This window comes from Pseudomonas sp. P1_A1 (genome assembly GCF_056406935.1).
On sequence record NZ_JBFTZE010000001.1, the window covers coordinates 604,771 to 628,486 of the forward strand.

The 23,716-nt window shown below is 60.7% G+C and carries 22 protein-coding genes; 18 read left to right on the forward strand and 4 right to left on the reverse strand.

The features are described from left to right. Window positions 1-234: 234 nt before the first annotated feature. Window positions 235-414, forward strand: coding sequence for a PA1571 family protein (locus AC1D2Q_RS02685; protein ID WP_477812169.1), 180 nt, complete (start codon window positions 235-237; stop codon window positions 412-414). 91 nt (window positions 415-505) lie between these two features. On the opposite strand, the gene pdxB is transcribed toward AC1D2Q_RS02685, so the two are convergent. Next, window positions 506-1,648, reverse strand: coding sequence for a 4-phosphoerythronate dehydrogenase PdxB (gene pdxB / locus AC1D2Q_RS02690; RefSeq protein ID WP_477812170.1), 1,143 nt, complete (start codon window positions 1,646-1,648; stop codon window positions 506-508). 165 nt (window positions 1,649-1,813) lie between these two features. Between pdxB and AC1D2Q_RS02695 the strand changes: the two genes are divergently transcribed. Beyond that, window positions 1,814-3,223 (forward strand): MATE family efflux transporter, encoded by a 1,410-nt coding sequence (locus AC1D2Q_RS02695; protein WP_477812171.1) that lies wholly within the window; start codon window positions 1,814-1,816, stop codon window positions 3,221-3,223. Between the two features lie 47 nt (window positions 3,224-3,270). Here AC1D2Q_RS02695 and tusA read toward each other — a convergent pair whose 3' ends face one another. Both tusA and rlmM read right to left on the reverse strand, forming a co-directional pair. Further along, entirely contained in the window at window positions 3,271-3,522 is a 252-nt protein-coding gene (tusA, locus tag AC1D2Q_RS02700; RefSeq protein WP_007907805.1) for a sulfurtransferase TusA, read from the reverse strand. A gap of 77 nt (window positions 3,523-3,599) precedes the next feature. After that, entirely contained in the window at window positions 3,600-4,673 is a 1,074-nt protein-coding gene (gene rlmM / locus AC1D2Q_RS02705) for a 23S rRNA (cytidine(2498)-2'-O)-methyltransferase RlmM (RefSeq protein ID WP_018925308.1), read from the reverse strand. 223 nt (window positions 4,674-4,896) lie between these two features. On the opposite strand from rlmM, the gene acnA reads away from it, so the two are divergent. The 3 genes from acnA (at window position 4,897) to AC1D2Q_RS02720 (ending at window position 10,292) form a co-directional block, all read left to right on the forward strand. Then, window positions 4,897-7,638, forward strand: a complete 2,742-nt coding sequence (gene acnA / locus AC1D2Q_RS02710) for an aconitate hydratase AcnA (protein WP_477812172.1) — start codon at window positions 4,897-4,899, stop codon at window positions 7,636-7,638. Window positions 7,639-7,828: 190 nt separating this feature from the next. Further along, window positions 7,829-8,620 carry a lysostaphin resistance A-like protein gene (locus AC1D2Q_RS02715; protein ID WP_477812173.1) on the forward strand — a complete coding sequence of 264 codons (792 nt, stop codon included), beginning with the start codon at window positions 7,829-7,831 and terminating at the stop codon, window positions 8,618-8,620. Between the two features lie 106 nt (window positions 8,621-8,726). Then, window positions 8,727-10,292 (forward strand): methyl-accepting chemotaxis protein, encoded by a 1,566-nt coding sequence (locus AC1D2Q_RS02720; RefSeq protein WP_477812174.1) that lies wholly within the window; start codon window positions 8,727-8,729, stop codon window positions 10,290-10,292. Window positions 10,293-10,405: 113 nt separating this feature from the next. Here the strand turns inward: AC1D2Q_RS02720 and AC1D2Q_RS02725 are convergent, their stop codons facing one another. After that, a complete protein-coding gene (locus tag AC1D2Q_RS02725; protein WP_477812175.1) occupies window positions 10,406-11,080 on the reverse strand; it encodes an alpha/beta family hydrolase in 675 nt (224 codons plus the stop codon). A 111-nt stretch (window positions 11,081-11,191) separates the two neighbouring features. Here AC1D2Q_RS02725 and ccoN (AC1D2Q_RS02730) point away from each other — a divergent pair, with 111 nt between their 5' ends. The 13 genes from ccoN (AC1D2Q_RS02730) to AC1D2Q_RS02790 all read left to right on the forward strand — a co-directional run bounded on the left by ccoN (AC1D2Q_RS02730) (window position 11,192) and on the right by AC1D2Q_RS02790 (window position 23,700). Further along, window positions 11,192-12,616, forward strand: a complete 1,425-nt coding sequence (gene ccoN / locus AC1D2Q_RS02730; RefSeq protein WP_477812176.1) for a cytochrome-c oxidase, cbb3-type subunit I — start codon at window positions 11,192-11,194, stop codon at window positions 12,614-12,616. A 10-nt stretch (window positions 12,617-12,626) separates the two neighbouring features. Then, window positions 12,627-13,235: a cytochrome-c oxidase, cbb3-type subunit II gene (gene ccoO, locus AC1D2Q_RS02735; protein ID WP_007942211.1), complete on the forward strand. Its 609-nt coding sequence runs from the start codon at window positions 12,627-12,629 to the stop codon at window positions 13,233-13,235. A gap of 3 nt (window positions 13,236-13,238) precedes the next feature. Continuing rightward, window positions 13,239-13,439 (forward strand): cbb3-type cytochrome oxidase subunit 3, encoded by a 201-nt coding sequence (locus AC1D2Q_RS02740; RefSeq protein WP_477812177.1) that lies wholly within the window; start codon window positions 13,239-13,241, stop codon window positions 13,437-13,439. Then, complete coding sequence (gene ccoP / locus AC1D2Q_RS02745) at window positions 13,436-14,389, forward strand: cytochrome-c oxidase, cbb3-type subunit III (protein ID WP_477812178.1); 954 nt, start codon at window positions 13,436-13,438, stop codon at window positions 14,387-14,389. Before AC1D2Q_RS02740 ends, ccoP (AC1D2Q_RS02745) begins: the two co-directional genes overlap by 4 nt. A 482-nt stretch (window positions 14,390-14,871) precedes the next feature. Beyond that, a complete protein-coding gene (gene ccoN, locus AC1D2Q_RS02750; protein ID WP_477812179.1) occupies window positions 14,872-16,314 on the forward strand; it encodes a cytochrome-c oxidase, cbb3-type subunit I in 1,443 nt (480 codons plus the stop codon). Continuing rightward, window positions 16,314-16,922 (forward strand): cytochrome-c oxidase, cbb3-type subunit II, encoded by a 609-nt coding sequence (ccoO, locus tag AC1D2Q_RS02755; protein ID WP_010456412.1) that lies wholly within the window; start codon window positions 16,314-16,316, stop codon window positions 16,920-16,922. The genes ccoN (AC1D2Q_RS02750) and ccoO (AC1D2Q_RS02755) overlap by 1 nt, the downstream gene beginning before the upstream one ends. 5 nt (window positions 16,923-16,927) lie before the next feature. Then, the gene (locus tag AC1D2Q_RS02760; RefSeq protein WP_003175465.1) at window positions 16,928-17,113 is read left to right on the forward strand and encodes a CcoQ/FixQ family Cbb3-type cytochrome c oxidase assembly chaperone; all 186 of its coding nucleotides are present in this window, start codon (window positions 16,928-16,930) and stop codon (window positions 17,111-17,113) included. Beyond that, on the forward strand, window positions 17,110-18,093 hold the full coding sequence (gene ccoP / locus AC1D2Q_RS02765; protein ID WP_105339580.1) for a cytochrome-c oxidase, cbb3-type subunit III: 984 nt from the start codon (window positions 17,110-17,112) through the stop codon (window positions 18,091-18,093). Before AC1D2Q_RS02760 ends, ccoP (AC1D2Q_RS02765) begins: the two co-directional genes overlap by 4 nt. 183 nt (window positions 18,094-18,276) lie before the next feature. Next, window positions 18,277-18,531 (forward strand): type II toxin-antitoxin system Phd/YefM family antitoxin, encoded by a 255-nt coding sequence (locus AC1D2Q_RS02770; RefSeq protein WP_026331761.1) that lies wholly within the window; start codon window positions 18,277-18,279, stop codon window positions 18,529-18,531. Further along, a complete protein-coding gene (locus tag AC1D2Q_RS02775) occupies window positions 18,531-18,941 on the forward strand; it encodes a type II toxin-antitoxin system VapC family toxin (RefSeq protein WP_430953835.1) in 411 nt (136 codons plus the stop codon). The genes AC1D2Q_RS02770 and AC1D2Q_RS02775 overlap by 1 nt, the downstream gene beginning before the upstream one ends. A gap of 205 nt (window positions 18,942-19,146) precedes the next feature. Further along, complete coding sequence (gene ccoG / locus AC1D2Q_RS02780; RefSeq protein ID WP_477812180.1) at window positions 19,147-20,562, forward strand: cytochrome c oxidase accessory protein CcoG; 1,416 nt, start codon at window positions 19,147-19,149, stop codon at window positions 20,560-20,562. Window positions 20,563-20,573: 11 nt separating this feature from the next. Then, window positions 20,574-21,113 (forward strand): FixH family protein, encoded by a 540-nt coding sequence (locus tag AC1D2Q_RS02785; RefSeq protein WP_477812181.1) that lies wholly within the window; start codon window positions 20,574-20,576, stop codon window positions 21,111-21,113. 136 nt (window positions 21,114-21,249) lie between these two features. Continuing rightward, window positions 21,250-23,700, forward strand: coding sequence for a heavy metal translocating P-type ATPase (locus AC1D2Q_RS02790; protein ID WP_477812182.1), 2,451 nt, complete (start codon window positions 21,250-21,252; stop codon window positions 23,698-23,700). Window positions 23,701-23,716: the final 16 nt, after the last annotated feature.

Below are 23,716 nucleotides of genomic sequence, written 5' to 3' on the forward strand. Positions count from 1 at the left end.
GACCCGATCAAGCCTACACCGACCGACGGGGTAGAACGCTGTAAATCACAATGAGTCAGGTTAATTATGACCGCCAAGACTAGTGGCTAGAGATTATTGGTCTAAAGTCCGGGTGGAAACGTCAGGGTATTTCTGATGGACTGGGGATGCCGACCTGAAGATCGCAGGGAATTGTCACAGCCCGGTCACCTGGCGGTTCTACAGTAAGCACACAACCTGATGAGGAGACAGGCCATGTCCTTGCAAAACAGCAGCGATGACAAGATTCAAGTGATCCGCACACAGCCAGACCAGTCTCTGGGTTGCTCGATTATCGATGAGGAAGGACGCGAAGTACCGATCACTGAAAACATGATCCAGGACGCTTGCCGCGAACTGGAAAAGCGATTGGTCAAGCCTGCCGAACAAAAGTGATATAGCCACCGTCTTCTTGACCCGGCCCTGTTGGCCGGGTTTTTTATGGGTGCCTGTTTTGTGTGGCTTTTGTAGGAATCCGGTCAGTTTTCTAGGCCGAGATTGCGCCTAAGGCCGCCACGATCCGCTGCAACGCCGGCGAATCCCCTTCGATCCGCACTTTCAACCCATCGATCTCACGTCGCAGCGGGTAATGTTTGCGCAGCGCATCGAACGCCGCACGCTGTTCACTCACATTGCCTACAAGGCTGCGGCGGAAATCCGCGTCGTCACGGCGCGGGTCGTACACGCCACGGCACAACATCGCCAGCGCCCAGGCCGGATCGGTGTCAGCATTCAACGTAACAGCCGACAGCCATGGCGCTGGCAGCAAATCGTTCAGGCTGACCTGTTCCGGTTGCTCAAGAAACTTGCAAAACGCCTGATAGATCTGCGCCGTCCCGCGCTGTTTGCCGTCGAGGCTGTAGCCGGCAATGTGCGGCGTCGCGATGACACACAACTCCGCCAGCGCTACATCGACTTCAGGCTCAGCCTCCCAGACATCCAGCACCGCTTGCAGATCTTCGCGTTGCAACAGCACCTGACGCAGGGCGGCGTTGTCGATTACCGGGCCACGACTGGCGTTGATCAGCCAGGTGCCGGGCTTGAGTTGGCTCAAGCGGCTCTTGTCGAACAGATGCCAGGTTGCCTGAGGGCCTTGTTTTTCCAGCGGCGTGTGCAGGCTGATGACGTCGCATTGCTCGATGATCTGCTCGAGGCTGACGTAATCCCCCCCTTCGGCGGCTTGCCGTGGTGGATCGCAAACCAGCACATTCCAGCCCAGACCTTGCAGAACCTTGACCAGCCGCCCGCCCACTTCACCGGCGCCGACCACGCCGTAAGTGCGCCGAGTCAGGTCGACACCTTCGATTTCGGCCAGGGTCAGCAGGCTGCCCAGCACGTAATCGACCACACCCCGGGCATTGCAGCCTGGCGCGCTGGACCAGGTGATGCCGGCCTGTTGAAAGTAGTCCAGATCCAGATGATCGGTGCCGATGGTGCACGTGCCGACAAAGCGCACTTTGCTGCCCTCGAGTAATTCACGGTTAACGTTGGTCACCGATCGCACCAGCAGCACATCAGCCTGCTCGACGGTGGCGCGGTCGATGGAACGTCCCGGCACTCGGCGGATTTCACCGAAACCTTCGAAGAAGGCATCGAGCAGCGGGATATTTTCGTCGGCAACAATCAACATGGCAGGCTCCTTTGGCGGACCGGCAGTTTAGGCGCAGATGCCATGCCGCGCCTAGACACATCCCCCGGAGGGATTACAAATCGGTAACACAGGATTTTTCCTGACCATTGTGTCAAGGCGTAGAATGCGCCGCCTCGCGCATCAAAATCCTTTGGACGTTTCGCCTTGAATTCCGTGACTGACCACACCGCCGCTATTTCCCTCAACCGCCCGGCCCGGGTTCGCCTGGAGCTGAAAAACCTGCTCGGCCTGGCGTTGCCGATCATGATCGCGCAACTGGCGACCACCGCCATGGGCTTCGTCGATGCGGTGATGGCGGGACGGGTCGGGCCTCGCGATCTCGCGGCCGTCGCGCTCGGCAACTCGATCTGGGTGCCGGTGTTTCTGTTGATGACCGGTACGCTGCTGGCCACCACCCCGAAAGTCGCCCAGCGCTTCGGTGCCGGCACTCACAGCGAGATCGGCCCGATCGTGCGTCAAGCCTTGTGGCTGGCGCTGGTGGTGGGTTTGATGGCGACCGGCCTGCTGTTCAGCGCCGAACCGATCCTGCATATCATGAAGGTCGATCCCGAGCTGATCGGCCCGTGCATGCAGTACCTGCACGGCATCGCCAGCGGCCTGCCCGCCGTCGCGTTCTATCACGTATTGCGCTGTTTCAGTGATGGTCTGGGTCGCACGCGTCCGGCCATGGTCCTTGGCTTGTGCGGGCTGGCGCTGAACATTCCGCTCAATTACATCTTCATCTATGGCCACTTTGGTGTGCCAGCGATGGGCGGTGTCGGCTGCGGCTGGGCCACGGCAATCGTGATGTGGGTGATGGCGCTGGGGATGGCCGGCTGGGAACGCTGGGCGCCAGCCTATCAGTCGAGCCAGTTGTTCAGCCGTTTCGACTGGCCTCAGTGGGCGGTGATCAAACGTTTGCTGGGCATCGGCCTGCCGATCGGCATCGCCGTTTTCGCCGAGTCGAGCATCTTTGCGGTGATCGCCCTGCTGATCGGCAGCCTCGGCGCCACTGTGGTCGCCGGGCACCAGATCGCCCTGAATTTCAGCTCGCTGGTGTTCATGATCCCCTACTCCCTGGGCATGGCCGTGACCGTGCGGGTCGGCCAGGCACTGGGCCGTGAAGAACCACGCGAAGCTCGTTTCGCTGCCGGGGTCGGTATGGGCACGGCACTGGCTTATGCGTGTATTTCCGCAAGCATGATGCTGTTGCTGCGTGAACCCATCGCCGCGATCTACACCGCCGACCCGACGGTGATTCACGTGGCCGCGATGCTGATTGTGTACTCGGCGCTGTTCCAGTTTTCCGATGCGATCCAAGTGACGGGGGCCGGTGCACTGCGCGGCTATCAAGACACGCGAGTGACGATGATCCTGACGCTGTTCGCTTATTGGGGCATCGGTTTGCCGGTGGGTTACGCCTTGGGCCTGACCGATTGGTTCGGTGCGCCGAGCGGCCCGAGCGGGCTGTGGCAGGGTTTGATCGTCGGCTTGAGTTGCGCGGCGCTGATGCTGTCGATCCGCCTGACGCGCAGCGCACGCAAGCGGATCCGCATCAGCCGTTCGGCCGGTTAAGCGAGCGCAAAAAAAGGGCCTGCACATGCAGGCCTTTTTTGTGCCCGTTAAGCGAGCTTCTTGCGGATCCAGTACAGGTAGGTGCCTGCCTCTTCATGCTGCGCGACGAGTTCGTGGTCGAGGAACACGCAGAACTTGGGAATGTCGCGACGGGTCGACGGGTCAGTGGCGATCACCTTCAGCAGGCCGCCGGGCACCAGGTCACGGATGTGCTGGTGCAGCATCATCACCGGTTCCGGGCAATTGAGGCCGGTGGCGTCGAGGGTGCCGTCGACCGGCGTATCGATCATTTCACTCATGGTTTACTCCTGAAACTTGCCGGCATTGTCGCGCATTGCCGGGTGTTCGGTCACCTGCGGGAGCGGGACCGTGTGAATCAGCGGGATTTCGGTTTTTTCACGTCAAGCCGGCGCAAATGGCAGGTCACTTCTTCACGGTCGTGATACAGCTGCTTGCAGCCGATTTCAACCCGAATGCCCCGCGCCTTGAACCCCTCGGCAATACGCTCCAGCAAGCGCTTCACTTCGGCATAACGCTGTTTCATCGGCAGCTTGAGGTTGACCACCGCTTCCCGGCAATGCCCCTCGCCAATCCATTCTTCCAGCATCGCCGCGTTGCGCGCCGGCTTCTCGACAATGTCACAGACCATCCAGTCCACCGGCTGCTTGGGCTTGAAGGTGAAACCGTCGGCCATCAAGTGCTGCACCAGACCGGTATCCATCAGGCTTTCGGCCATCGGGCCGTTGTCGATGGCGGTCACCAGCATGCCGCGGTTGACCAGTTGCCAGGTCCAGCCGCCGGGTGCAGCGCCGAGGTCGACACCGGTCATGTCGCTGTGCAGACGCTCATCCCACTGGTCGCGGGGGATGAAATGGTGCCAGGCCTCTTCCAGCTTCAACGTCGAACGGCTCGGCGCTTCACGGGGGAACTTCAGGCGCGGAATGCCCATCGGCCACATCGCCGAGTTGTTCGACTCCGCCAGGCCCATGAACACTTCGCGACCGCTCTTGAAGGTCAGCAGCAGACGCGGCTTGTTGGGGTCTTCCACCAGCTTGCCGGCCGCCATCAACGCCTTGCGCAGGTGCACTTCAAACTTCTTGCAGAAGTTCGACAGCTCTTTGCCATCATTGGTGTCGACCATTTCCAGCCACAGGCTGCCGCACAGCGGGAAGTCGGCCATGTGCGCGAGGATCACGCTGATGCGGTCGGTTTCCGGCAGATCGATAAAAATCCCCCGTGCCCATTGACGCGGGAAGATCAGATCGGCGAAACGCTGGCCACGCATCAGGCGCTCGGCGCCGTCTTCTTCGGTGCAGATGAATTCGGCATAGGCGCTGGCGGTCTTGGCCTTCGCATAACCGGCCACGTTCAGCCGCGCGGCATGTTCGGAAATCTCGGAACAGACTTCGCCTTCGAAGCCCGGTCGGCAATGCATAAAGAGGGTGTTCATTCTTACTCCTGGGCAGTTGGCGGAAAAATTGCGCCACTGCGCGATGCCCAGACTTGCGTTGAAGCAAAGCCTGTCACGAAAACCGGCGCATGATAGCCGAGTTCGGAACCCTGGACTTGTCTATAGAGTCCAGTTATTAGCGTTAACGTATGAACAGGGCTAGGTTAAAGGCTCTGTCTGTCCCGCCAGTCCGTAGCCGTGCGGACCCAAAGGAGTCATTTCAATGCCGTCCCTCGATAGCCTGAAAACCCTTAAAACCTTACAAGTCGACGACAAGACCTACCACTATTTCAGCCTGCCCGAAGCCGCCAAGAGTCTGGGTGATCTCGACAAGCTGCCGATGTCGTTGAAAGTGCTGCTGGAAAACCTGCTGCGCTGGGAGGACGAGAAAACCGTCACCGGCGCCGACCTCAAGGCGATTGCCGCCTGGCTCAAGGAGCGTCGCTCCGATCGTGAAATCCAGTACCGCCCCGCGCGGGTATTGATGCAGGACTTTACCGGCGTCCCGGCCGTGGTCGACCTGGCCGCCATGCGCGCCGCCATGGCCAAGGCCGGTGGCGACCCGCAGCGCATCAATCCGCTATCGCCGGTGGACCTGGTGATCGACCACTCGGTGATGGTCGACAAGTTCGCCAGCTCAAGTGCCTTCGAACAGAACGTCGACATCGAAATGCAACGCAACCACGAGCGGTACGCCTTCCTGCGCTGGGGCCAGAGCGCCTTCGACAACTTCAGCGTGGTGCCGCCGGGCACCGGCATCTGTCACCAGGTCAACCTTGAATATCTGGGGCGCACCGTCTGGACCAAGGACGAGGACGGCCGCACCTATGCCTTCCCCGACACCCTGGTCGGCACCGACTCGCACACCACCATGATCAACGGCCTCGGCGTACTCGGCTGGGGCGTCGGCGGGATCGAAGCGGAAGCGGCGATGCTTGGCCAACCGGTGTCGATGCTGATTCCGGAAGTGATCGGCTTCAAACTCACCGGCAAACTCAAGGAAGGCATCACCGCCACCGATCTGGTGCTGACCGTCACCCAGATGCTGCGCAAGAAAGGTGTGGTCGGCAAATTCGTCGAGTTCTACGGCGACGGCCTCGCCGATCTGCCGCTGGCCGACCGCGCGACTATTGCCAACATGGCCCCGGAATATGGCGCCACCTGCGGCTTCTTCCCGGTGGACGAAGTGACACTGGAATACTTGCGCCTGTCCGGCCGTACCCCGGAAACCGTGAAACTGGTGGAGGCCTACAGCAAAACCCAGGGCCTGTGGCGTCTGCCCGGCAAGGAGCCCGTGTTCACAGACAGCCTGGCCCTGGACATGGGCAGCGTCGAGGCCAGCCTCGCTGGGCCGAAGCGCCCGCAGGACCGCGTCTCGTTGCCGAATGTCGCGCAAGCGTTCACTGACTTTCTCGGCTTGCAATTCAAACCGTCCACCAAGGAAGAGAGTCGCCTGGAAAGTGAGGGCGGCGGTGGCGTTGCGGTGGGCAACGCTGATCTGGTCGGCGAAGCGGACTACCATCACGAAGGCCGTACATATCGGCTGAAAAACGGCGCGGTGGTGATTGCTGCGATCACGTCCTGTACCAACACCTCCAACCCCAGCGTGATGATGGCCGCGGGTCTGGTGGCGAAGAAAGCCATAGAGAAAGGCCTCAAGCGCAAACCGTGGGTCAAGAGTTCGCTGGCCCCCGGCTCGAAAGTGGTGACCGACTACTACAAGGCGGCGGGCCTGACCCAATACCTCGATGAACTCGGTTTTGCGCTGGTCGGTTATGGCTGCACCACCTGCATCGGCAACTCCGGGCCGTTGCCGGAGCCGATTGAAAAAGCCATCCAGAAAGCCGACCTGACCGTCGCCTCCGTGCTGTCAGGCAACCGCAACTTCGAAGGTCGTGTGCATCCGCTGGTGAAAACCAACTGGCTGGCCTCCCCGCCCCTGGTCGTCGCCTATGCGCTGGCTGGCACGGTGCGCATCGACATCAGCAGCGAGCCATTGGGCAACGACAAGGACGGCCATCCTGTTTATCTGCGAGACATTTGGCCGAGCACCCAGGAAATCGCCGACGCCGTGACTCAGGTGAACACCGCGATGTTCCACAAGGAGTACGCCGAAGTGTTCGCCGGCGACGAGCAGTGGCAAGCGATCGAAGTGCCGCAGGCGGCGACTTACGTCTGGAACAACGATTCGACGTATATCCAGCATCCGCCCTTCTTCGATGACATTGGCGGCCCTGCGCCGGTGGTCAAGAATGTCGAAGGGGCGAAAGTCCTCGCGCTGCTCGGCGATTCGGTAACCACCGACCACATCTCCCCGGCCGGCAACATCAAGACGGACAGCCCTGCCGGCCGTTACCTGCGTGAACAAGGGGTGGAACCGCGGGACTTCAACTCCTACGGCTCGCGTCGAGGCAACCACCAAGTGATGATGCGCGGCACCTTCGCCAACATCCGCATTCGCAACGAAATGCTCGGTGGTGAAGAGGGCGGCAACACGATTTACATTCCGACCGGGGAAAAGCTGCCGATCTACGACGCGGCCATGCGTTACCAGGCCTCGGGCACGCCGCTGGTGGTGATCGCCGGGCAAGAATACGGCACCGGCTCAAGCCGTGACTGGGCGGCCAAGGGCACCAACCTGCTGGGGGTCAAAGCCGTCATCGCCGAAAGCTTCGAACGGATTCACCGTTCAAATCTGGTGGGCATGGGCGTGTTGCCGCTGCAGTTCAAGCTGGATCAGAACCGCAAGAGCCTGAACCTCACCGGCAAGGAAACCCTGGACATTCTTGGCCTGACGGGCGTCGAACTGACTCCACGGATGAACCTGACGCTGGTCATCACCCGTGAAGACGGCAGCCAGGAGAAGGTCGAGGTATTGTGCCGGATCGATACTCTGAACGAAGTGGAGTACTTCAAGGCCGGAGGGATTTTGCATTACGTGTTGCGGCAGTTGATTGCCTCGTAACGCCTCCGCTGACAAGGACACCGCCTTCGGGCGGTGTTTTTGTTTGGGCGGTGTATGTCTCTATAATCGCGTGCCCGAAAAGATCGCAGCCTTCGGCAGCTCCTGCATTGGATTGCATTCCTCCTGTAGGAGCTGCCGAAGGCTGCGATCTTTTGTGCCAAACAGGCACCTCCGCTCTCAAGGACTTCAAATGATCGCTCTGCCATGGACCTATCTGGCACTTCTCTCGCTCGGCTACTGCCTGGCTTTGATCTACGGCCATCTCGGCTGGCTGGCAGCCATTTCTTTCGGGTTACTGCTGATCGCCGGTTTCGCCGTTCGCCAACAACAGATTCCCCTCGGCCGCTACCTCGGCCACGGCTTGTTCATCGTCCTGGCGGCGGCGCTGGCGACACACTGGCTTCCCGGTTTCTACAACGGTCGCGCCATCGATCCCCTGCGTTTCACCGACGATGCCGTACGGTTCGCCATGTACCTGAATCAGGACAAACCCCTGATCGGCTTCTGGCTATTACTGGTCTGCCCATGGATCGTCGGCCGGCGCTCCCTGCGCCTGTCCGTGTATGCCACCGCCCTCGCCCTGACCGTGAGTGCCGTACTGGCCCTGGGTGGTGCGCTATTGCTGGGCGTGATCAGTTGGGCACCGAAATGGCCGGATCAGGCCTGGCTGTGGATGCTGAACAATCTGTTGCTGGTAACGCTGGTGGAAGAAGCGCTGTTTCGCGGCTACATCCAGGGCGGTCTGAGCCGGCAGTTTAAACACCTGCCTTATGGCGAAAGCCTCGCGCTGGTGCTCGCATCATTGCTATTTGGCCTCGTTCATCTGGGCGCTGGCTGGCAATGGGTGTTGCTGGCCAGCCTGGCCGGTGTCGGCTATGGCCTGGCCTACCGGTTCGGTGGGCTGGGTGCGGCCATCGCCACCCATTTTGGTTTGAATCTGCTGCATTTCGGCTTGTTCACGTATCCGATGCTCGCGGGATGATGACGCAGCGGTCGTTTTGCGACGCGTTACTGATTTATTGAAAAAAACTTCAATAAATGCCCGACGATGCCGATACCCCTTCAAAGCCTTGCGGATTGAAAAAGCCATGCGTAACAACCAGCCCATTACACAACGCGAACGGACCTTCCCGGCGCAGCAACGGTTGATTTCCACCACCGATGCCAAGGGCATGATCACCTACTGCAACGATGCTTTCGTCGAAATCAGCGGGTTTTCTCGTGAGGAACTGATCCGTGCGCCGCATAACCTGGTCCGTCACCCCGACGTCCCGTCGGCGGTGTTCGCGCACATGTGGGGCACCCTGAAACAAGGCTTGCCATGGATGGGCATTGTCAAGAATCGCTGCAAGACCGGTGACCACTACTGGGTTAACGCCTATGTCACACCGGTGTTCGAAGGCAATCAGGTGATCGGTTACGAATCGGTGCGGGTCAAGCCCACCGCCGAGCAGATCCGCCGTGCCGAAGCGCTCTACCAACGCATCAACCAGGGCAAGTCGGCGATCCCTTCAACAGACAAATGGCTACCGGTGCTGCAGGACTGGCTGCCGTTCATTCTGGTCAGCCAGCTAAGCTTCATGATTGGCGCCTCGCTCAACTCCCAGTGGGGCTTCGCCCTCGCCGCCGGTCTCTCGGTGCCGCTGGGTTTGTTGGGCCTGAGCTGGCAGCAGCGTGGCCTCAAGCGCTTGCTGCGCCTGGCCGAACAGACCACGTCCGACCCGCTGATCGCGCAGATGTACACCGACAGCCGCGGTGCTCAGGCACGCTTGGAAATGTCCATTCTCAGCCAGGAAGCTCGCCTGAAAACCTGCCTGACGCGCCTGCAAGACACCGCCGAGCATCTGAACGAACAAGCGAAACAGTCCGACACGCTGGCTCACAACAGCTCCACCGGCCTGGAACGTCAGCGCGTCGAAACCGAGCAAGTGGCGACCGCTGTCAATCAGATGGCTGCCACCACCCAGGAAGTCGCCAGCCATGTGCAGCGCACCGCCGACGCCACTCAGGAAGCCAATCGCCTGACCGGTCGCGGTCGCGACATTGCCGGGGAAACCCGCGAAGCCATTCAGCGCCTGTCGGTGGTGGTGGGTGAAACCGGCCTGACCGTGACGCAACTGGCCAAGGACAGCGACGAAATCGGTGGCGTGGTCGACGTGATCAAAGGCATTGCCGACCAGACCAACCTGCTCGCCTTGAACGCGGCGATCGAAGCCGCGCGTGCCGGTGAGATGGGCCGAGGTTTTGCGGTGGTGGCCGACGAAGTGCGCCAATTGGCGCAGCGTACCAGCGAATCCACCGGGCAGATCCACGCCCTGATCGCCAAGCTGCAACAAACCGCCAGCACGGCGGTGCAAACCATGGAGGCCGGCCATCGCCAGGCTGAAGAAGGTGTGGCGCGGGTATTGGAAGCGGATCAGGCGCTGGTGGGCATCAGCGAAGCGGTAGCCCACATCACCGACATGACCACCCAAATCGCTGCCGCGACCGAAGAGCAAAGTTCGGTGGCCGAAGAAATCAGCCGCAACATCAGTAACATCTCACAACTGGCTGATCAGACCTCGGAACAGGCACAAAACTCGGCGCTGCTGAGTGAAGAACTGACCAAGACGGCGAATACCCAGTATTCGTTGGTGGAGCGGTTTAACCGCTGACAACAAAGTCAAAAGATCGCAGGCTGCGCCAGCTCCTACATTCGAACGGCGTACACCCCGTAGGAGCTGCCGAAGGCTCGGGCCGCGTTCGGACGATCTTTTGATCTTGCTTCTCACAGAAACGCGGCAACTTTCTTCGCTGTCGCGTCCAAATGCTGCTCATGCGTAAACCCCGAAGCCCTCAACGGCTTCAAATCATGATCCGCCGCCTCAAGCCAGAACACCTCGATACCCGGCGCCAACGTATAAGCCTCAACGGCCTCACGATTGCCCAACGCATCCCGCTCACCCTGCACAATCAACGTCCGTGTCTTTAGCGCAGCCAAATGCTCAACCCGAGGTTTCTCCGGTTTGCCGACGGCATAAAACGGATAGCCGAGACACACCAGCGCATCCGCCCCCAATTCGTCGGCTAAAAGACAGGCCATACGCCCGCCCATGGACTTGCCGCCAACGGCCAGACGCCCAGTGACATGGCGTCGCACCACGGCGTACACCTCGCGCCAGCATTCCAGCAACTTCGGTGCTGGATTCGGTGGACGCTTGCCGCCGTCCACTCGCCGCTGGGCCATGTACGGAAACTCGAAGCGCAGCACGTTGACGCCTTGCGCGGCAAGGCGCGCAGCCATGTCGCTCATCCAGCCGCTGTCCATCGGCGCACCGGCGCCATGGGCGAGGATCAGTGTCGCCGAGGCCGGCACCGAGGCGGCATTCCACAGCCATCCGTGATCCCGCACGCACTGCGCCCATTGATCCCCGTCAATACTGGCCTTGTGCTGTTTGTCCATGCTTGCCTCGCTTTTAGTCTGCCTATAACTCCAGGCGAAGGGAGCGTCTGCCTTGCGCGGCTTACTCGCAAAGACGGGCCCTCACTTCGGCTGAACCGTGGATGGGGAACCATGAACACTTCTATCAGTACCGCCTACAACTACAAGGTGGTCCGCCAATTCGCCATTATGACGGTGGTGTGGGGCATCGTCGGCATGGGGCTCGGGGTTTTTCTCGCCGCCCAGTTGGTCTGGCCCGAACTCAACTTCAATCTGCCATGGACCAGTTTCGGCCGGTTGCGCCCGCTGCACACCAACGCGGTGATCTTCGCCTTCGGCGGCTGCGCCCTGTTCGCCAGTTCGTTCTACTCGGTACAGCGCACCTGCCAGACTCGGCTGTTCGCGCCGAAGATCGCCGCGTTCTGCTTCTGGGGCTGGCAGTTGGTGATCCTGCTGGCGGCCATCAGCCTGCCGCTGGGCTACACCAGTTCCAAGGAATACGCCGAGCTGGAATGGCCGATCGACATCCTGATCACCATCGTCTGGGTCGCCTACGCCATCGTGTTCTTCGGCACGATCATGCAGCGCAAGACCAAACACATCTATGTCGGTAACTGGTTCTTCGGTGCGTTCATCATCACCGTGGCGATCCTGCACATCGTCAACAACATGGAACTGCCGGTCAGCTTCACCAAGTCCTACTCGCTGTACTCAGGTGCCACCGACGCCATGGTGCAGTGGTGGTACGGGCACAACGCCGTGGGCTTTTTCCTCACCGCCGGTTTCCTCGGGATGATGTATTACTTCGTGCCTAAACAGGCCGAACGCCCGGTGTATTCCTATCGCTTGTCGATCGTGCACTTCTGGGCGCTGATCACCCTGTACATCTGGGCCGGTCCCCATCACTTGCACTACACCGCGCTGCCGGACTGGGCGCAGTCCCTGGGCATGGTGATGTCGCTGATCCTGCTGGCGCCGAGCTGGGGCGGGATGATCAACGGCATGATGACCCTGTCGGGCGCCTGGCATAAGTTGCGCAGCGACCCGATCCTGCGTTTCCTCGTGGTGTCCCTGGCGTTCTACGGCATGTCGACCTTCGAAGGGCCGATGATGGCGATCAAGACGGTCAACGCCCTCTCCCACTACACCGACTGGACCATCGGCCACGTTCACGCCGGCGCGCTCGGCTGGGTGGCGATGATTTCCATTGGTGCGCTGTACCACATGATCCCGAAAGTCTTCGGCCGCGAGCAAATGCACAGCATCGGCCTGATCAACGCGCACTTCTGGCTCGCCACCATCGGCACCGTGCTGTACATCGCCTCGATGTGGGTCAATGGCATCGCCCAGGGCCTGATGTGGCGCGCAGTCAACGAGGACGGCACGCTGACCTACTCCTTCGTCGAAACCCTGGTGGCCAGCCACCCTGGCTTCATTGTGCGACTGGTGGGCGGCGCGATCTTCCTCAGCGGCATGTTGCTGATGGCTTACAACACCTGGCGCACCGTGCGGGCCTCGCAGCCTGTCGAAGCCGTCGCTGCCGCGCAGATCGCCTGAGGAGTCCGCCATGAAACACGAAACAATCGAGAAAAACGTCGGCCTGCTGATGTTGCTGATGGTGTTCGCCGTGAGCATCGGCGGCCTGACCCAGATCGTCCCGCTGTTCTTCCAGGACGTGACCAATAAACCTGTGGAAGGCATGAAGCCCTACACCGCGCTGCAACTGGAAGGTCGCGACATTTACATCCGCGAAGGCTGCGTCGGTTGCCACTCGCAGATGATCCGCCCGTTCCGCGCCGAAACCGAACGCTATGGCCATTACTCGGTGGCCGGGGAAAGCGTGTGGGATCACCCGTTCCTCTGGGGCTCCAAGCGCACCGGGCCGGACCTGGCGCGAGTCGGCGGGCGCTACTCCGAAGACTGGCACCGTGCGCACTTGTACAACCCGCGCAACGTGGTGCCGGAATCGAAGATGCCGGCGTATCCATGGCTGGTGGCCAACCCGCTCGACAGCAGCCACACCGAAACCAAGATACGCGCCATGCGCACCCTCGGCGTGCCATACACCGACGAAGACATTGCAGGCTCGGTCGCTTCGCTCAAGGGCAAGACCGAGATGGACGCGCTGGTCGCCTACCTGCAAGTGCTCGGCACTGCCATCAAGAGCAAGAGGTGAGTCATGGTCATTGATATGAGCACAGGCCTGATCCGCGGCCTCGGCACAGTCGTGGTGTTCGTGGCCTTCGTCGGCCTGACGCTGTGGGTGTTCAACAGCAAGCGCAACTCGCAATTCGCCGAAGCGCGCCTGCTGCCGTTCGCTGACGAGCCGCAACCCGAAACTACCCAAGAATCTGCAACAACAAGGAGCGCCCGGCCATGACCACCTTCTGGAGTGCGTGGATCTGCGTACTGACCATCGGCAGCCTGATCGGCCTGACCTGGCTGCTGATCGGCACCCGCCGGGGCGAAACCAAGGGCAGCGTCGACCAGACCATGGGCCACAGCTTCGACGGCATCGAGGAGTACGACAACCCACTGCCGCAGTGGTGGTTCATGCTGTTCGCCGGCACCCTGGTGTTCTCGGTCGGCTACCTGATCCTTTATCCGGGCCTGGGCAACTGGAAAGGCATCCTGCCCGGTTATGAAAACGGCTGGACCGGCGTGCACGAATGGGAAAAGGAGATGAGCAAGGCAGACGCCAGATTCGGGCCGATCTTCGCCAAATTCGCTGCCATGCCGGTGGAAGAAGTAGCAAAAGATCCACAAGCGCTGAAAATGGGCGGCCGCCTGTTCGCCTCCAACTGCTCGGTGTGCCACGGCTCGGATGCCAAGGGCGCATTCGGCTTCCCCAACCTGGCTGACAGCGATTGGCGCTGGGGTGGCAGTGCCGAAACCATCAAGACCACCATCATGGGTGGCCGGATGGCGGCCATGCCGGCCTGGGGTGAAGTGTTGGGTGAAACCGGGGTGAAGAACGTCGCCGCATACGTGCGTCACGAATTGGCCGGCCTGCCGCTGCCGGCCGACAGTAGTGCCGACGTGCAAGCCGGACAGCAATTGTTCAGCACCACCTGCGTAGCCTGTCATGGGGCAAACGGCCAGGGCACTGAAGCCATGGGCGCGCCGAATCTGACGCACCCGGCCGGTTTTATCTACGGCACTGGCCTGGCGCAATTGCAACAGACTATTCGCCATGGCCGCCAAGGCCATATGCCAGCGCAAAACGAACTGCTGGGCAACGACAAGGTGCAATTGCTGGCCGCTTATGTGTACAGCTTGTCCCACGGAGTCGGCACCGAACGTTTGCAGGCACAAGGCAAAAGCGAATAATTTTTGACCGCTCTGCTGCCGCATTCTGCGGAATGCGGCAGTTCCCTTCCCCTTTGCGACGCATTGTCGCACCCGCCATTGGTCTTCCTTTCGGTTCGCCAGATTCGGGTCTAAGCTTGCTCCGATGCGGACTGGCAAGAGCCGGTTCCAGGTCGATCCAACCCGATGTGTTCGACGAATCTGCTCGATGACAGGCCGCAAAGGCTGGTAGATACCGGCTGTCGCGCAAATTGCAGTCTGTCCCTTAATGATTGCGTTTGAACACACCCCGTTACATCTGACTTGAACCCCTCGCCTTTTTCATCCGCTGCGACATTTTGTCAGAGGGCAATTTTGTCCTTACGCGGCGCATGGAAAGGCCGCAGAATCAGGTTTTGAAAGCATTGACCCAGGTCATGGCGCGTTGCAATGACCCCCCGCTTTCTCCATACTTGCGGCCGATTTTTACTCCTAATAAAACACCCAAACCGTGGAACCTTAGAATGAGCACAGCAATCAGTCCGACTGCTTATAACTATAAGGTAGTCCGCCAGTTCGCCATCATGACGGTGGTCTGGGGGATCCTTGGCATGGGGCTTGGTGTCTTCATCGCCTCACAGCTCGTATGGCCGGAATTGAACTTCGGTCTGCCGTGGACGACTTTTGGACGCTTACGCCCGTTGCACACCAACCTGGTGATTTTCGCCTTCGGTGGTTGTGCTCTGTTTGCCACTTCTTATTACGTCGTGCAGCGAACCTGCCAAACGCGACTGATCTCCGACAGCCTCGCGGCCTTCACCTTCTGGGGTTGGCAAGCGGTGATCGTCGGCGCGATCGTGACCTTGCCGATGGGTTTCACCACCACCAAGGAATACGCGGAACTGGAATGGCCCCTGGCTATTCTGCTGGCCATCGTCTGGGTCACCTACGGTCTGGTGTTCTTCGGCACCATCGTCAAGCGCAAGACCAAGCACATCTATGTCGGTAACTGGTTCTACGGTGCCTTCATCGTCGTGACCGCGATGCTGCACATCGTCAACCACATGTCGCTGCCGGTCAGCCTGTTCAAGTCCTACTCGGCCTACTCGGGTGCGACCGACGCGATGATCCAGTGGTGGTACGGCCACAACGCCGTGGGCTTCTTCCTGACCACCGGTTTCCTGGGGATGATGTACTACTTCGTGCCGAAACAGGCCGAGCGTCCGATCTACTCCTATCGTTTGTCGATCGTGCACTTCTGGGCGCTGATCACCCTGTACATCTGGGCCGGTCCGCACCACCTGCACTACACCGCACTGCCGGACTGGGCTCAGTCCCTGGGCATGGCGATGTCGATCATCCTGCTGGCTCCGAGCTGGGGCGGCATGATCAACGGCATGATGACCCTGTCGGGCGCCTGGCATAAGCTGCGCACCGACCCGATCCTGCGTTTCCTGGTCGTGTCGCTGGCGTTCTACGGCATGTCGACCTTCGAAGGCCCGATGATGGCGATCAAGACCGTCAACTCGCTCTCGCACTACACCGACTGGACCATCGGCCACGTACACGCCGGCGCCTTGGGCTGGGTAGCGATGATCTCGATCGGCGCCATCTACCACATGATCCCGAAACTGTTCGGCCGTGCACAAATGCACAGCACCGGCCTGATCAACGCGCACTTCTGGCTCGCGACCATCGGTACCGTGCTGTACATCGCTTCGATGTGGGTCAACGGCATCACCCAAGGCCTGATGTGGCGTGCAATCAACGATGACGGCACTCTCACCTACTCGTTCGTGGAAGCGCTGCAAGCCAGCCACCCTGGTTTCATCGTTCGTGCCCTGGGCGGCGCGTTCTTTGCCAGCGGCATGCTGTTGATGGCCTACAACGTGTTCCGTACCGTTCGCGCCTCGGACCCGGCTGAAGCCGAAGCCGCTACCAAGATTGCTGTAGTTGGAGCTCACTGATGAAGCATGAAGCAGTCGAGAAGAATATTGGCCTGCTGGCCTTCTTCATGGTTATCGCCGTCAGCGTCGGCGGCCTGACCCAGATCGTTCCGCTGTTTTTCCAGGACGTCACCAACAAGCCGGTCGAGGGCATGAAGCCTCGTACCGCCCTTGAACTGGAAGGCCGCGACATCTACATCGCCAACGGTTGTGTCGGCTGCCACTCGCAGATGATCCGCCCGTTCCGTGCTGAAACCGAACGCTACGGCCACTACTCGGTCGCCGGTGAAAGCGTCTGGGACCACCCGTTCCTGTGGGGTTCCAAGCGTACCGGTCCGGACCTGGCCCGTGTCGGCGGTCGTTACTCCGATGACTGGCAACGTGCGCACTTGTACAACCCGCGCAACGTGGTGCCTGAGTCGAAAATGCCGGCTTACCCGTTCCTCGTGGAAAACAAGCTCGACGGCAAAGACACCGCCAAGAAAATGGAAGTCTTGCGCACGCTCGGCGTCCCTTACACCGACGAAGACATCGCCGGCGCCAAGGATGCTGTGAAGGGCAAAACCGAAATGGACGCGCTGGTGGCCTATCTGCAAGGCCTGGGCACCATCATCAAAAGCAAACGGTGATTTGGATGGATATCGGGATGATTCGTGGCCTGGGCACCGTTGTTGTGATGGTGGCCTTCATCGGTCTGGCGTTGTGGGTATTCAGCCCCAAGCGCAAGTCGGAGTTTGAAGACGCGACCTTGCTGCCTTTCGCGGATGATCCCGAAGCCATCAAGCACGTCGAGCAAGCTTCTAGGAGTAACAAAGAATGACTACGTTCTGGAGTCTGTACGTCACAGTCCTCAGTCTCGGCACCATCTTCGCCCTGACCTGGCTGCTGCTGTCCACCCGCAAGGGCCAGCGCGCCGAGCAGACCGACGAGACGGTCGGCCACTCCTTCGACGGGATCGAGGAGTACGACAACCCACTGCCGAAATGGTGGTTCATGCTGTTCGTGGGCACCATCATCTTCGCCCTCGGCTACCTGGTGCTCTACCCAGGCCTGGGTAACTGGAAAGGCCTGTTGCCGGGTTACAACTACCTCGATAACGACAAGCAGACCGCGTTCGCCAACGGCCAGACCGGCTGGACCGGCGTTCACGAGTGGGAAAAGGAAATGGCCAGGTCGGATGCCAAGTTCGGCCCGATCTTCGCCAAGTTCGCTTCCATGCCAATCGAAGAAGTCGCCAAGGACCCGCAAGCCCTGAAGATGGGTGGCCGCCTGTTCGCCTCCAACTGCTCGGTCTGCCACGGTTCCGACGCCAAGGGCGCTTATGGCTTCCCTAACCTGACCGACGCCGACTGGCGCTGGGGCGGTGAAGCGGCAACCATCAAGACCACCATCATGGGCGGCCGTCACGCCGTGATGCCGGCCTGGGCCGAAGTGATCGGCGAACAAGGCGTCAGCGACGTTGCCGCTTACGTGCTGACCAGCCTCGATGGCCGCAAGTTGCCGGAAGGCGCCAAGGCTGACCCGGTTGCCGGCCAGAAGCTGTTCGCTGCCAACTGCGTGGCTTGCCACGGTCCGGAAGGCAAAGGCACCCCGGCCATGGGCGCCCCAAACCTGACTCACCCGGCAGCGTTCATCTACGGTTCGAGCTTCGCTCAACTGCAGCAGACCATCCGTTACGGCCGTCAGGGCCAGATGCCTGCGCAAGAACAGCTGCAAGGCAACGACAAGGTTCACCTGCTGGCCGCTTACGTCTACAGCCTCTCTCACGGTGAGAAAGCGCCGGTGGCAGACGCCCAGTAAGGCAAACGCTCGATGCAAACAAAACGGCCCCGCCAATGAGAATTGGCGGGGCCGTTTTGTTTTCAACACAATCATGCCTGCCCCCTACCGACCAGTGGTAGCAGCCCCGTCATCCATGAGGTTGCGATACGACCTACCGAGTAGTAACGTTTCTACAAAGCACTTTCAAGAGGGTCAGCCATGATGGCCATCACCACCATTTCCAGCCGTGAATTCAATCAGGACACAAGTAGTGCCAAAAAAGCCACGCGTCAGGGGCCGGTTATCATCACCGACCGTGGCAAGCCTGCTCACGTACTGCTAAGCATTGAGGAGTACCAAAAACTGACTGGCATAAACGCCAACATCGTCGATCTGTTGGTGATGCCAGAAGCAGCCGACATCGAATTCGAAACCGAGCGCGCCGTGATCATTCATCGCCCCGTGGACTTGTCCTGATGTTTCTGCTCGACACCAACGTGATTTCTGAACTACGCAAACCCCAGGCTGATGTAAATGTCGTCGCTTGGGCTAAAAGTATCATCGCGCCACGCATGTTTATTTCGGCCATTACCTTGAAGGAACTGGAGACAGGGGTATTACGAATGGAGCGACGTGACCCCGCGCAAGGGAAGGTTTTGCGTGCGTGGCTGAAGCGACATGTCATTCCGGCCTTCGATGCCAGAATCTTGCCGGTCGACGCCGCTGTGGCGCTACGCTGTGCCAGCCTGCATGTTCCGGACCGCGCCAACGAAAGCGATGCCCTGATCGCAGCGACCGCGCTGGTTCATGGCCTTACAGTGGTCACCCGTAACATCAGCGATTTCCAATCCAGTGGTGTTGCCCTGATCAATCCATGGGCCGATTGAGCGCCAACACTCGCGTAACCGTCCATAATTCACAAGTCAATTGATTCAAGTCATTACACTGTCAGTTGATTTCCACCAACGTGACCAAAGGTCGCACCCTTGAGTTAGAGCTACAGGCGTATCATTGCGCCACTGCAACACCTCTTTTTGACCGCGGTCGGCACGTACTGACCGGGGCATTTTTCCACTGCCGTGGGATGCAATGATGAGCAATCAGATTCCGGTACACGACGTTACTCCGCCTGCCAAGAACGCGAACAACAGCGTCGACCTCTACGCCTCTCGAGAAAAGATCTACACCCGCGCCTTCACCGGTCTGTTCCGTAACCTGCGGATGACGGGGGGTGCCGCACTGTTTCTGCTGTATTTCGGCACGGTGTGGCTGAGCTGGGGCGGTCATCAGGCCGTCTGGTGGAACCTGCCGGAGCGTAAGTTCTTCATTTTTGGCGCGACCTTCTGGCCCCAGGATTTCATCCTGCTCTCGGGCATTCTGATCATCAGTGCCTTCGGCCTGTTCTTCATTACCGTGTATGCCGGTCGGGTCTGGTGCGGCTACACCTGCCCGCAAAGCGTCTGGACCTGGATCTTCATGTGGTGCGAAAAGGTCACCGAAGGCGACCGCAACCAGCGCATCAAGCTCGACAAGGCGCCGATGAGCGCCAACAAATTCCTACGCAAATTCAGCAAGCACACGATGTGGCTGCTGATCGGTTTCGTGACCGGCATGACCTTCGTCGGCTACTTCTCGCCGATTCGCGAGCTGGTGATCGATTTCTTCACCGGCCAGGCCGATGGCTGGTCGTATTTCTGGGTCGGCTTCTTCACCCTCGCCACTTACGGCAACGCTGGCTGGTTGCGTGAGCAAGTGTGCATTTACATGTGCCCGTACGCCCGCTTCCAGAGCGTAATGTTCGACAAGGACACGCTGATCGTCTCCTATGATCCGCGCCGTGGCGAAAGCCGTGGCCCGCGCAAGAAAGGCATCGACTACAAGGCTCAGGGCCTGGGCGATTGCATCGACTGCACCATGTGCGTCCAGGTCTGCCCCACCGGCATCGACATCCGCGACGGCCTGCAAATCGAATGCATCGGCTGCGCGGCGTGCATCGACGCCTGCGACAGCATCATGGACAAAATGGATTACCCGCGCGGCCTGATCAGCTATACCACCGAGCACAACCTGTCGGGGCAAAAAACCCATAAACTGCGCCCGCGCCTGATTGGCTATGCCCTGGTGTTGCTGACCATGATCGCGTTGCTGGTGACCGCGTTTTTCATGCGCTCGCTGGTCGGTTTCGATGTCAGCAAAGACCGCGTGCTGTACCGTGAGAACGCCGAAGGCCGGATCGAAAACGTCTACAGCCTGAAGATCATGAACAAGGACCAGCGCGACCACACCTACGTGCTGGAAGCCACCGGCCTGCCGGACCTCAAGCTGCAAGGCAAGCGCGAGATCAAAGTCGCCGCCGGGGAAATTTTCAGCCAGCCGGTCGAGTTGTCCAGCTCACCGGAGCAACTGCCGTCAAGCACCAACGAGGTGAAATTCATCCTCAAGGATGCCGATGACGCCAGCGTCCACGTTGAAGCCAAGAGCCGATTCATCGGCCCACAAATTCGTTGAGAGAAGTGATCATGCCCGCAGCAACTGCCGCAAGTCCCTGGTACAAGCACCTTTGGCCGTGGATCATCATCGCCATCCTGGCCTGCTCGGTGACCTTGACCCTGTCGATGGTGACCATCGCGGTGAATCACCCGGACAACCTGGTCAACGACAACTATTACGAGGCCGGCAAAGGCATCAACCGCTCCCTGGACCGTGAACTGCTGGCCCAGACTCTGCAACTGCGTGCCAGCGTGCACCTGGATGAGCTGACCGGCGAAGTCGACCTGCGCCTGAGCGGCAACAGCCAACCGAAAATCCTTGAGCTGAATCTGATTTCGCCGACCCAGCCAGAGAAGGATCGCAAGATCACCCTGGCCCGCAGCGAAACAGAACAGGGCCGCTACATCGGCCAGTTGAGCGACAAGGTCGAAGGCCGCCGGTTCGTTGAATTGTTGGGTGTACAGGATGACAAGACCTGGCGCATGTTCGAAGAAGAACAGGTCAGCCATGCCAAGGATCTGTTGCTCGGTGATGAGCCGTTGCAAGGTGCCGAAGACCTGAAGAAGTAAGCCAGACCTCTGATCGTTCCCATGCTCTGCGTGGGAACGCAGCCAGGGACGCTCCGCGTCCCAGCCGAAGCGGACGCGGAGCGTCCGGGGAGGCATTCCCACGCAGAGCGTGGGAACGATCATCGGAACACGCCTCATGACCACTCCAACCCCCTGCTACCACTGCGCCCTGCCCGTCCCGGCCGGTAGCCGCTTCACCGCCGCTGTCCTCGGGGATATCCGCGAATTCTGCTGCCCGGGGTGCCAGGCGGTGGCCGAAGCCATCGTGGCCGGTGGGCTGGAAAGTTATTACCAGCATCGCAGCGAAGCCTCGGCCAACCCCGAAGCGTTGCCGGTGCAGTTGGTCGACGAGTTGGCGCTGTATGATCGCGCCGACGTGCAGCAACCCTTTGTCCGCCACGAAGGCGAACTCGCCGAAACCACTTTGTTGATGGAAGGCATCAGTTGCGCCGCCTGCGGCTGGCTGATCGAAAAGCATCTTCGCAGCCTGCCGGCGGTGGCCGAAGCACGCCTGAACCTGTCCAACCATCGCCTGCACGTGCGCTGGGCCGACGCGCAATTGCCGTTGAGCCAGGTGCTCAGCGAATTGCGCCACATCGGTTACGCCGCTCACCCTTATCAGGCCGACCGTGCCAGCGAACAACTGGCCAGCGAAAACCGCCTGGCCCTGCGCCAACTCGGGGTCGCCGGGTTGCTGTGGTTCCAGGCAATGATGGCGACCATGGCCACCTGGCCGGAATTCAACATCGACCTCAGCCCCGAACTGCACACCATCCTGCGTTGGGTCGCGTTGTTTCTCACCACGCCAATCGTGTTCTACAGCTGCGCGCCGTTCTTCAAAGGGGCGATGCGCGATCTGCGCACCCGTCACCTGACCATGGACGTCTCGGTGTCGCTGGCGATTGGCAGTGCCTATATCGCCGGGATCTGGACCTCGATCACCGGGGTCGGCGAGCTGTATTTCGATGCGGTGGGGATGTTCGCGCTGTTCCTGCTGGCTGGGCGCTACCTGGAACGCCGCGCCCGGGAACGAACCGCCGCCGCGACCGCACAACTGGTCAATCTGTTGCCCGCCTCCTGCCTGCGGCTGAGTACCGACGGCCAGAGCGAGCGGATTCTGCTCAGCGAGTTACGCGTGGGCGATCAGGTGTTGGTGCACCCCGGCGCGATCCTGCCGGCCGACGGCAAGATCCTCGACGGTCAGTCGAGCATCGACGAATCCCTGCTCACCGGCGAATACCTGCCACAACCACGAACCCTGGGCGAGGCTGTCACCGCCGGCACCTTGAACGTCGAGGGTGCGTTGACCGTGGAAGTCCTGGCGCTGGGTCAGGACACGCGCCTGTCGGCCATCGTCCGCCTGCTGGATCGCGCCCAGGCCGAAAAGCCGCGCCTGGCGGAAATCGCCGACCGCGCCGCGCAATGGTTCTTGCTGCTGACGCTTATCGCAGTGGCCGCCATCGGCCTGCTCTGGTGGGAGCTGGATTCATCGCGAGCGTTCTGGATTGTCCTGGCGATGCTGGTTGCGACCTGCCCGTGCGCCTTGTCCCTGGCCACGCCGACTGCCCTCACCGCCGCCACCGGAACGCTGCACAAACTGGGGCTTTTGCTGACGCGCGGCCATGTACTGGAAGGCCTGAACCAGATCGACACGGTGATTTTCGACAAGACCGGCACCCTCACCGAAGGTCGGCTGGCCTTGCGTTCGATCCGGCCGCTTGGGGCACTGGCGAGCGATCAATGCCTGAGCCTCGCCGCCGCCCTGGAAAACCGTTCCGAACACCCGATCGCCCGGGCTTTTGGCCGCGCGCCGCTGGCTGCCGAAGAAGTCCACAGCACGCCGGGCCTGGGTCTCGAAGGCTTGGTCGGCATGCAACGCCTGCGCATTGGCCAACCGGGTTTTGTCTGCGAGCTCAGCGGTGCTCGAATGCCGATGATGCCCGATGAACCCGGCCAATGGCTGCTGCTCGGCGACAGCCAGGGACCACTGGCATGGTTCGTCCTCGACGACCGTTTGCGCGCCGACGCCCCCGCCCTGCTGGCGGCCTGCAAGGCTCGCGGCTGGCGCACCTTGCTGCTGTCCGGCGACAGCTCGCCGATGGTCGCCAGCGTCGCCGCCGAACTGGGCATCGACGAGGCCCGTGGGGGTTTGCGTCCGGACGATAAATTGCAGGTGCTGCAACAACTGCACCAGGAAGGTCGCAAGGTGTTGATGCTCGGTGACGGGGTCAACGACGTGCCGGTGCTGGCCGCCGCCGACATCAGCGTGGCGATGGGCTCGGCCACCGATCTGGCAAAAACCAGTGCCGACGCGGTGTTGCTGTCGAACCGCCTCGACGCGCTGGTGCAAGCCTTCAGCCTGGCCCGTCGTACCCGTCGGGTCATCATCGAGAACTTGCTGTGGGCAGCGCTGTACAATGGCCTCATGTTGCCATTCGCCGCCCTCGGCTGGATCACTCCGGTATGGGCCGCGGTTGGCATGTCCATCAGTTCGTTGACCGTGGTGCTTAACGCCTTGCGCCTGACTCGCCTGCCAAGCGCGCCAGCCACCAGCGCCACGCCACAAACCCGCCCGCTGCCGGCCTGAGCCGCGCGGGCATGGA

Bases quoted from the DNA above. Each gene is read 5' to 3' on its own strand.
- AC1D2Q_RS02685 (WP_477812169.1), top strand. From the start codon at position 235: ATGTCCTTGCAAAACAGCAGCGATGACAAGATTCAAGTGATCCGCACA.
- pdxB (WP_477812170.1), bottom strand. From the start codon at position 1,648: ATGTTGATTGTTGCCGACGAAAATATCCCGCTGCTCGATGCCTTCTTC.
- tusA (WP_007907805.1), bottom strand. From the start codon at position 3,522: ATGAGTGAAATGATCGATACGCCGGTCGACGGCACCCTCGACGCCACC.
- rlmM (WP_018925308.1), bottom strand. From the start codon at position 4,673: ATGAACACCCTCTTTATGCATTGCCGACCGGGCTTCGAAGGCGAAGTC.
- acnA (WP_477812172.1), top strand. From the start codon at position 4,897: ATGCCGTCCCTCGATAGCCTGAAAACCCTTAAAACCTTACAAGTCGAC.
- AC1D2Q_RS02715 (WP_477812173.1), top strand. From the start codon at position 7,829: ATGATCGCTCTGCCATGGACCTATCTGGCACTTCTCTCGCTCGGCTAC.
- AC1D2Q_RS02720 (WP_477812174.1), top strand. From the start codon at position 8,727: ATGCGTAACAACCAGCCCATTACACAACGCGAACGGACCTTCCCGGCG.
- AC1D2Q_RS02725 (WP_477812175.1), bottom strand. From the start codon at position 11,080: ATGGACAAACAGCACAAGGCCAGTATTGACGGGGATCAATGGGCGCAG.
- ccoN (WP_477812176.1), top strand. From the start codon at position 11,192: ATGAACACTTCTATCAGTACCGCCTACAACTACAAGGTGGTCCGCCAA.
- ccoO (WP_007942211.1), top strand. From the start codon at position 12,627: ATGAAACACGAAACAATCGAGAAAAACGTCGGCCTGCTGATGTTGCTG.
- AC1D2Q_RS02740 (WP_477812177.1), top strand. From the start codon at position 13,239: ATGGTCATTGATATGAGCACAGGCCTGATCCGCGGCCTCGGCACAGTC.
- ccoP (WP_477812178.1), top strand. From the start codon at position 13,436: ATGACCACCTTCTGGAGTGCGTGGATCTGCGTACTGACCATCGGCAGC.
- ccoN (WP_477812179.1), top strand. From the start codon at position 14,872: ATGAGCACAGCAATCAGTCCGACTGCTTATAACTATAAGGTAGTCCGC.
- ccoO (WP_010456412.1), top strand. From the start codon at position 16,314: ATGAAGCATGAAGCAGTCGAGAAGAATATTGGCCTGCTGGCCTTCTTC.
- AC1D2Q_RS02760 (WP_003175465.1), top strand. From the start codon at position 16,928: ATGGATATCGGGATGATTCGTGGCCTGGGCACCGTTGTTGTGATGGTG.
- ccoP (WP_105339580.1), top strand. From the start codon at position 17,110: ATGACTACGTTCTGGAGTCTGTACGTCACAGTCCTCAGTCTCGGCACC.
- AC1D2Q_RS02770 (WP_026331761.1), top strand. From the start codon at position 18,277: ATGGCCATCACCACCATTTCCAGCCGTGAATTCAATCAGGACACAAGT.
- AC1D2Q_RS02775 (WP_430953835.1), top strand. From the start codon at position 18,531: ATGTTTCTGCTCGACACCAACGTGATTTCTGAACTACGCAAACCCCAG.
- ccoG (WP_477812180.1), top strand. From the start codon at position 19,147: ATGAGCAATCAGATTCCGGTACACGACGTTACTCCGCCTGCCAAGAAC.
- AC1D2Q_RS02785 (WP_477812181.1), top strand. From the start codon at position 20,574: ATGCCCGCAGCAACTGCCGCAAGTCCCTGGTACAAGCACCTTTGGCCG.
- AC1D2Q_RS02790 (WP_477812182.1), top strand. From the start codon at position 21,250: ATGACCACTCCAACCCCCTGCTACCACTGCGCCCTGCCCGTCCCGGCC.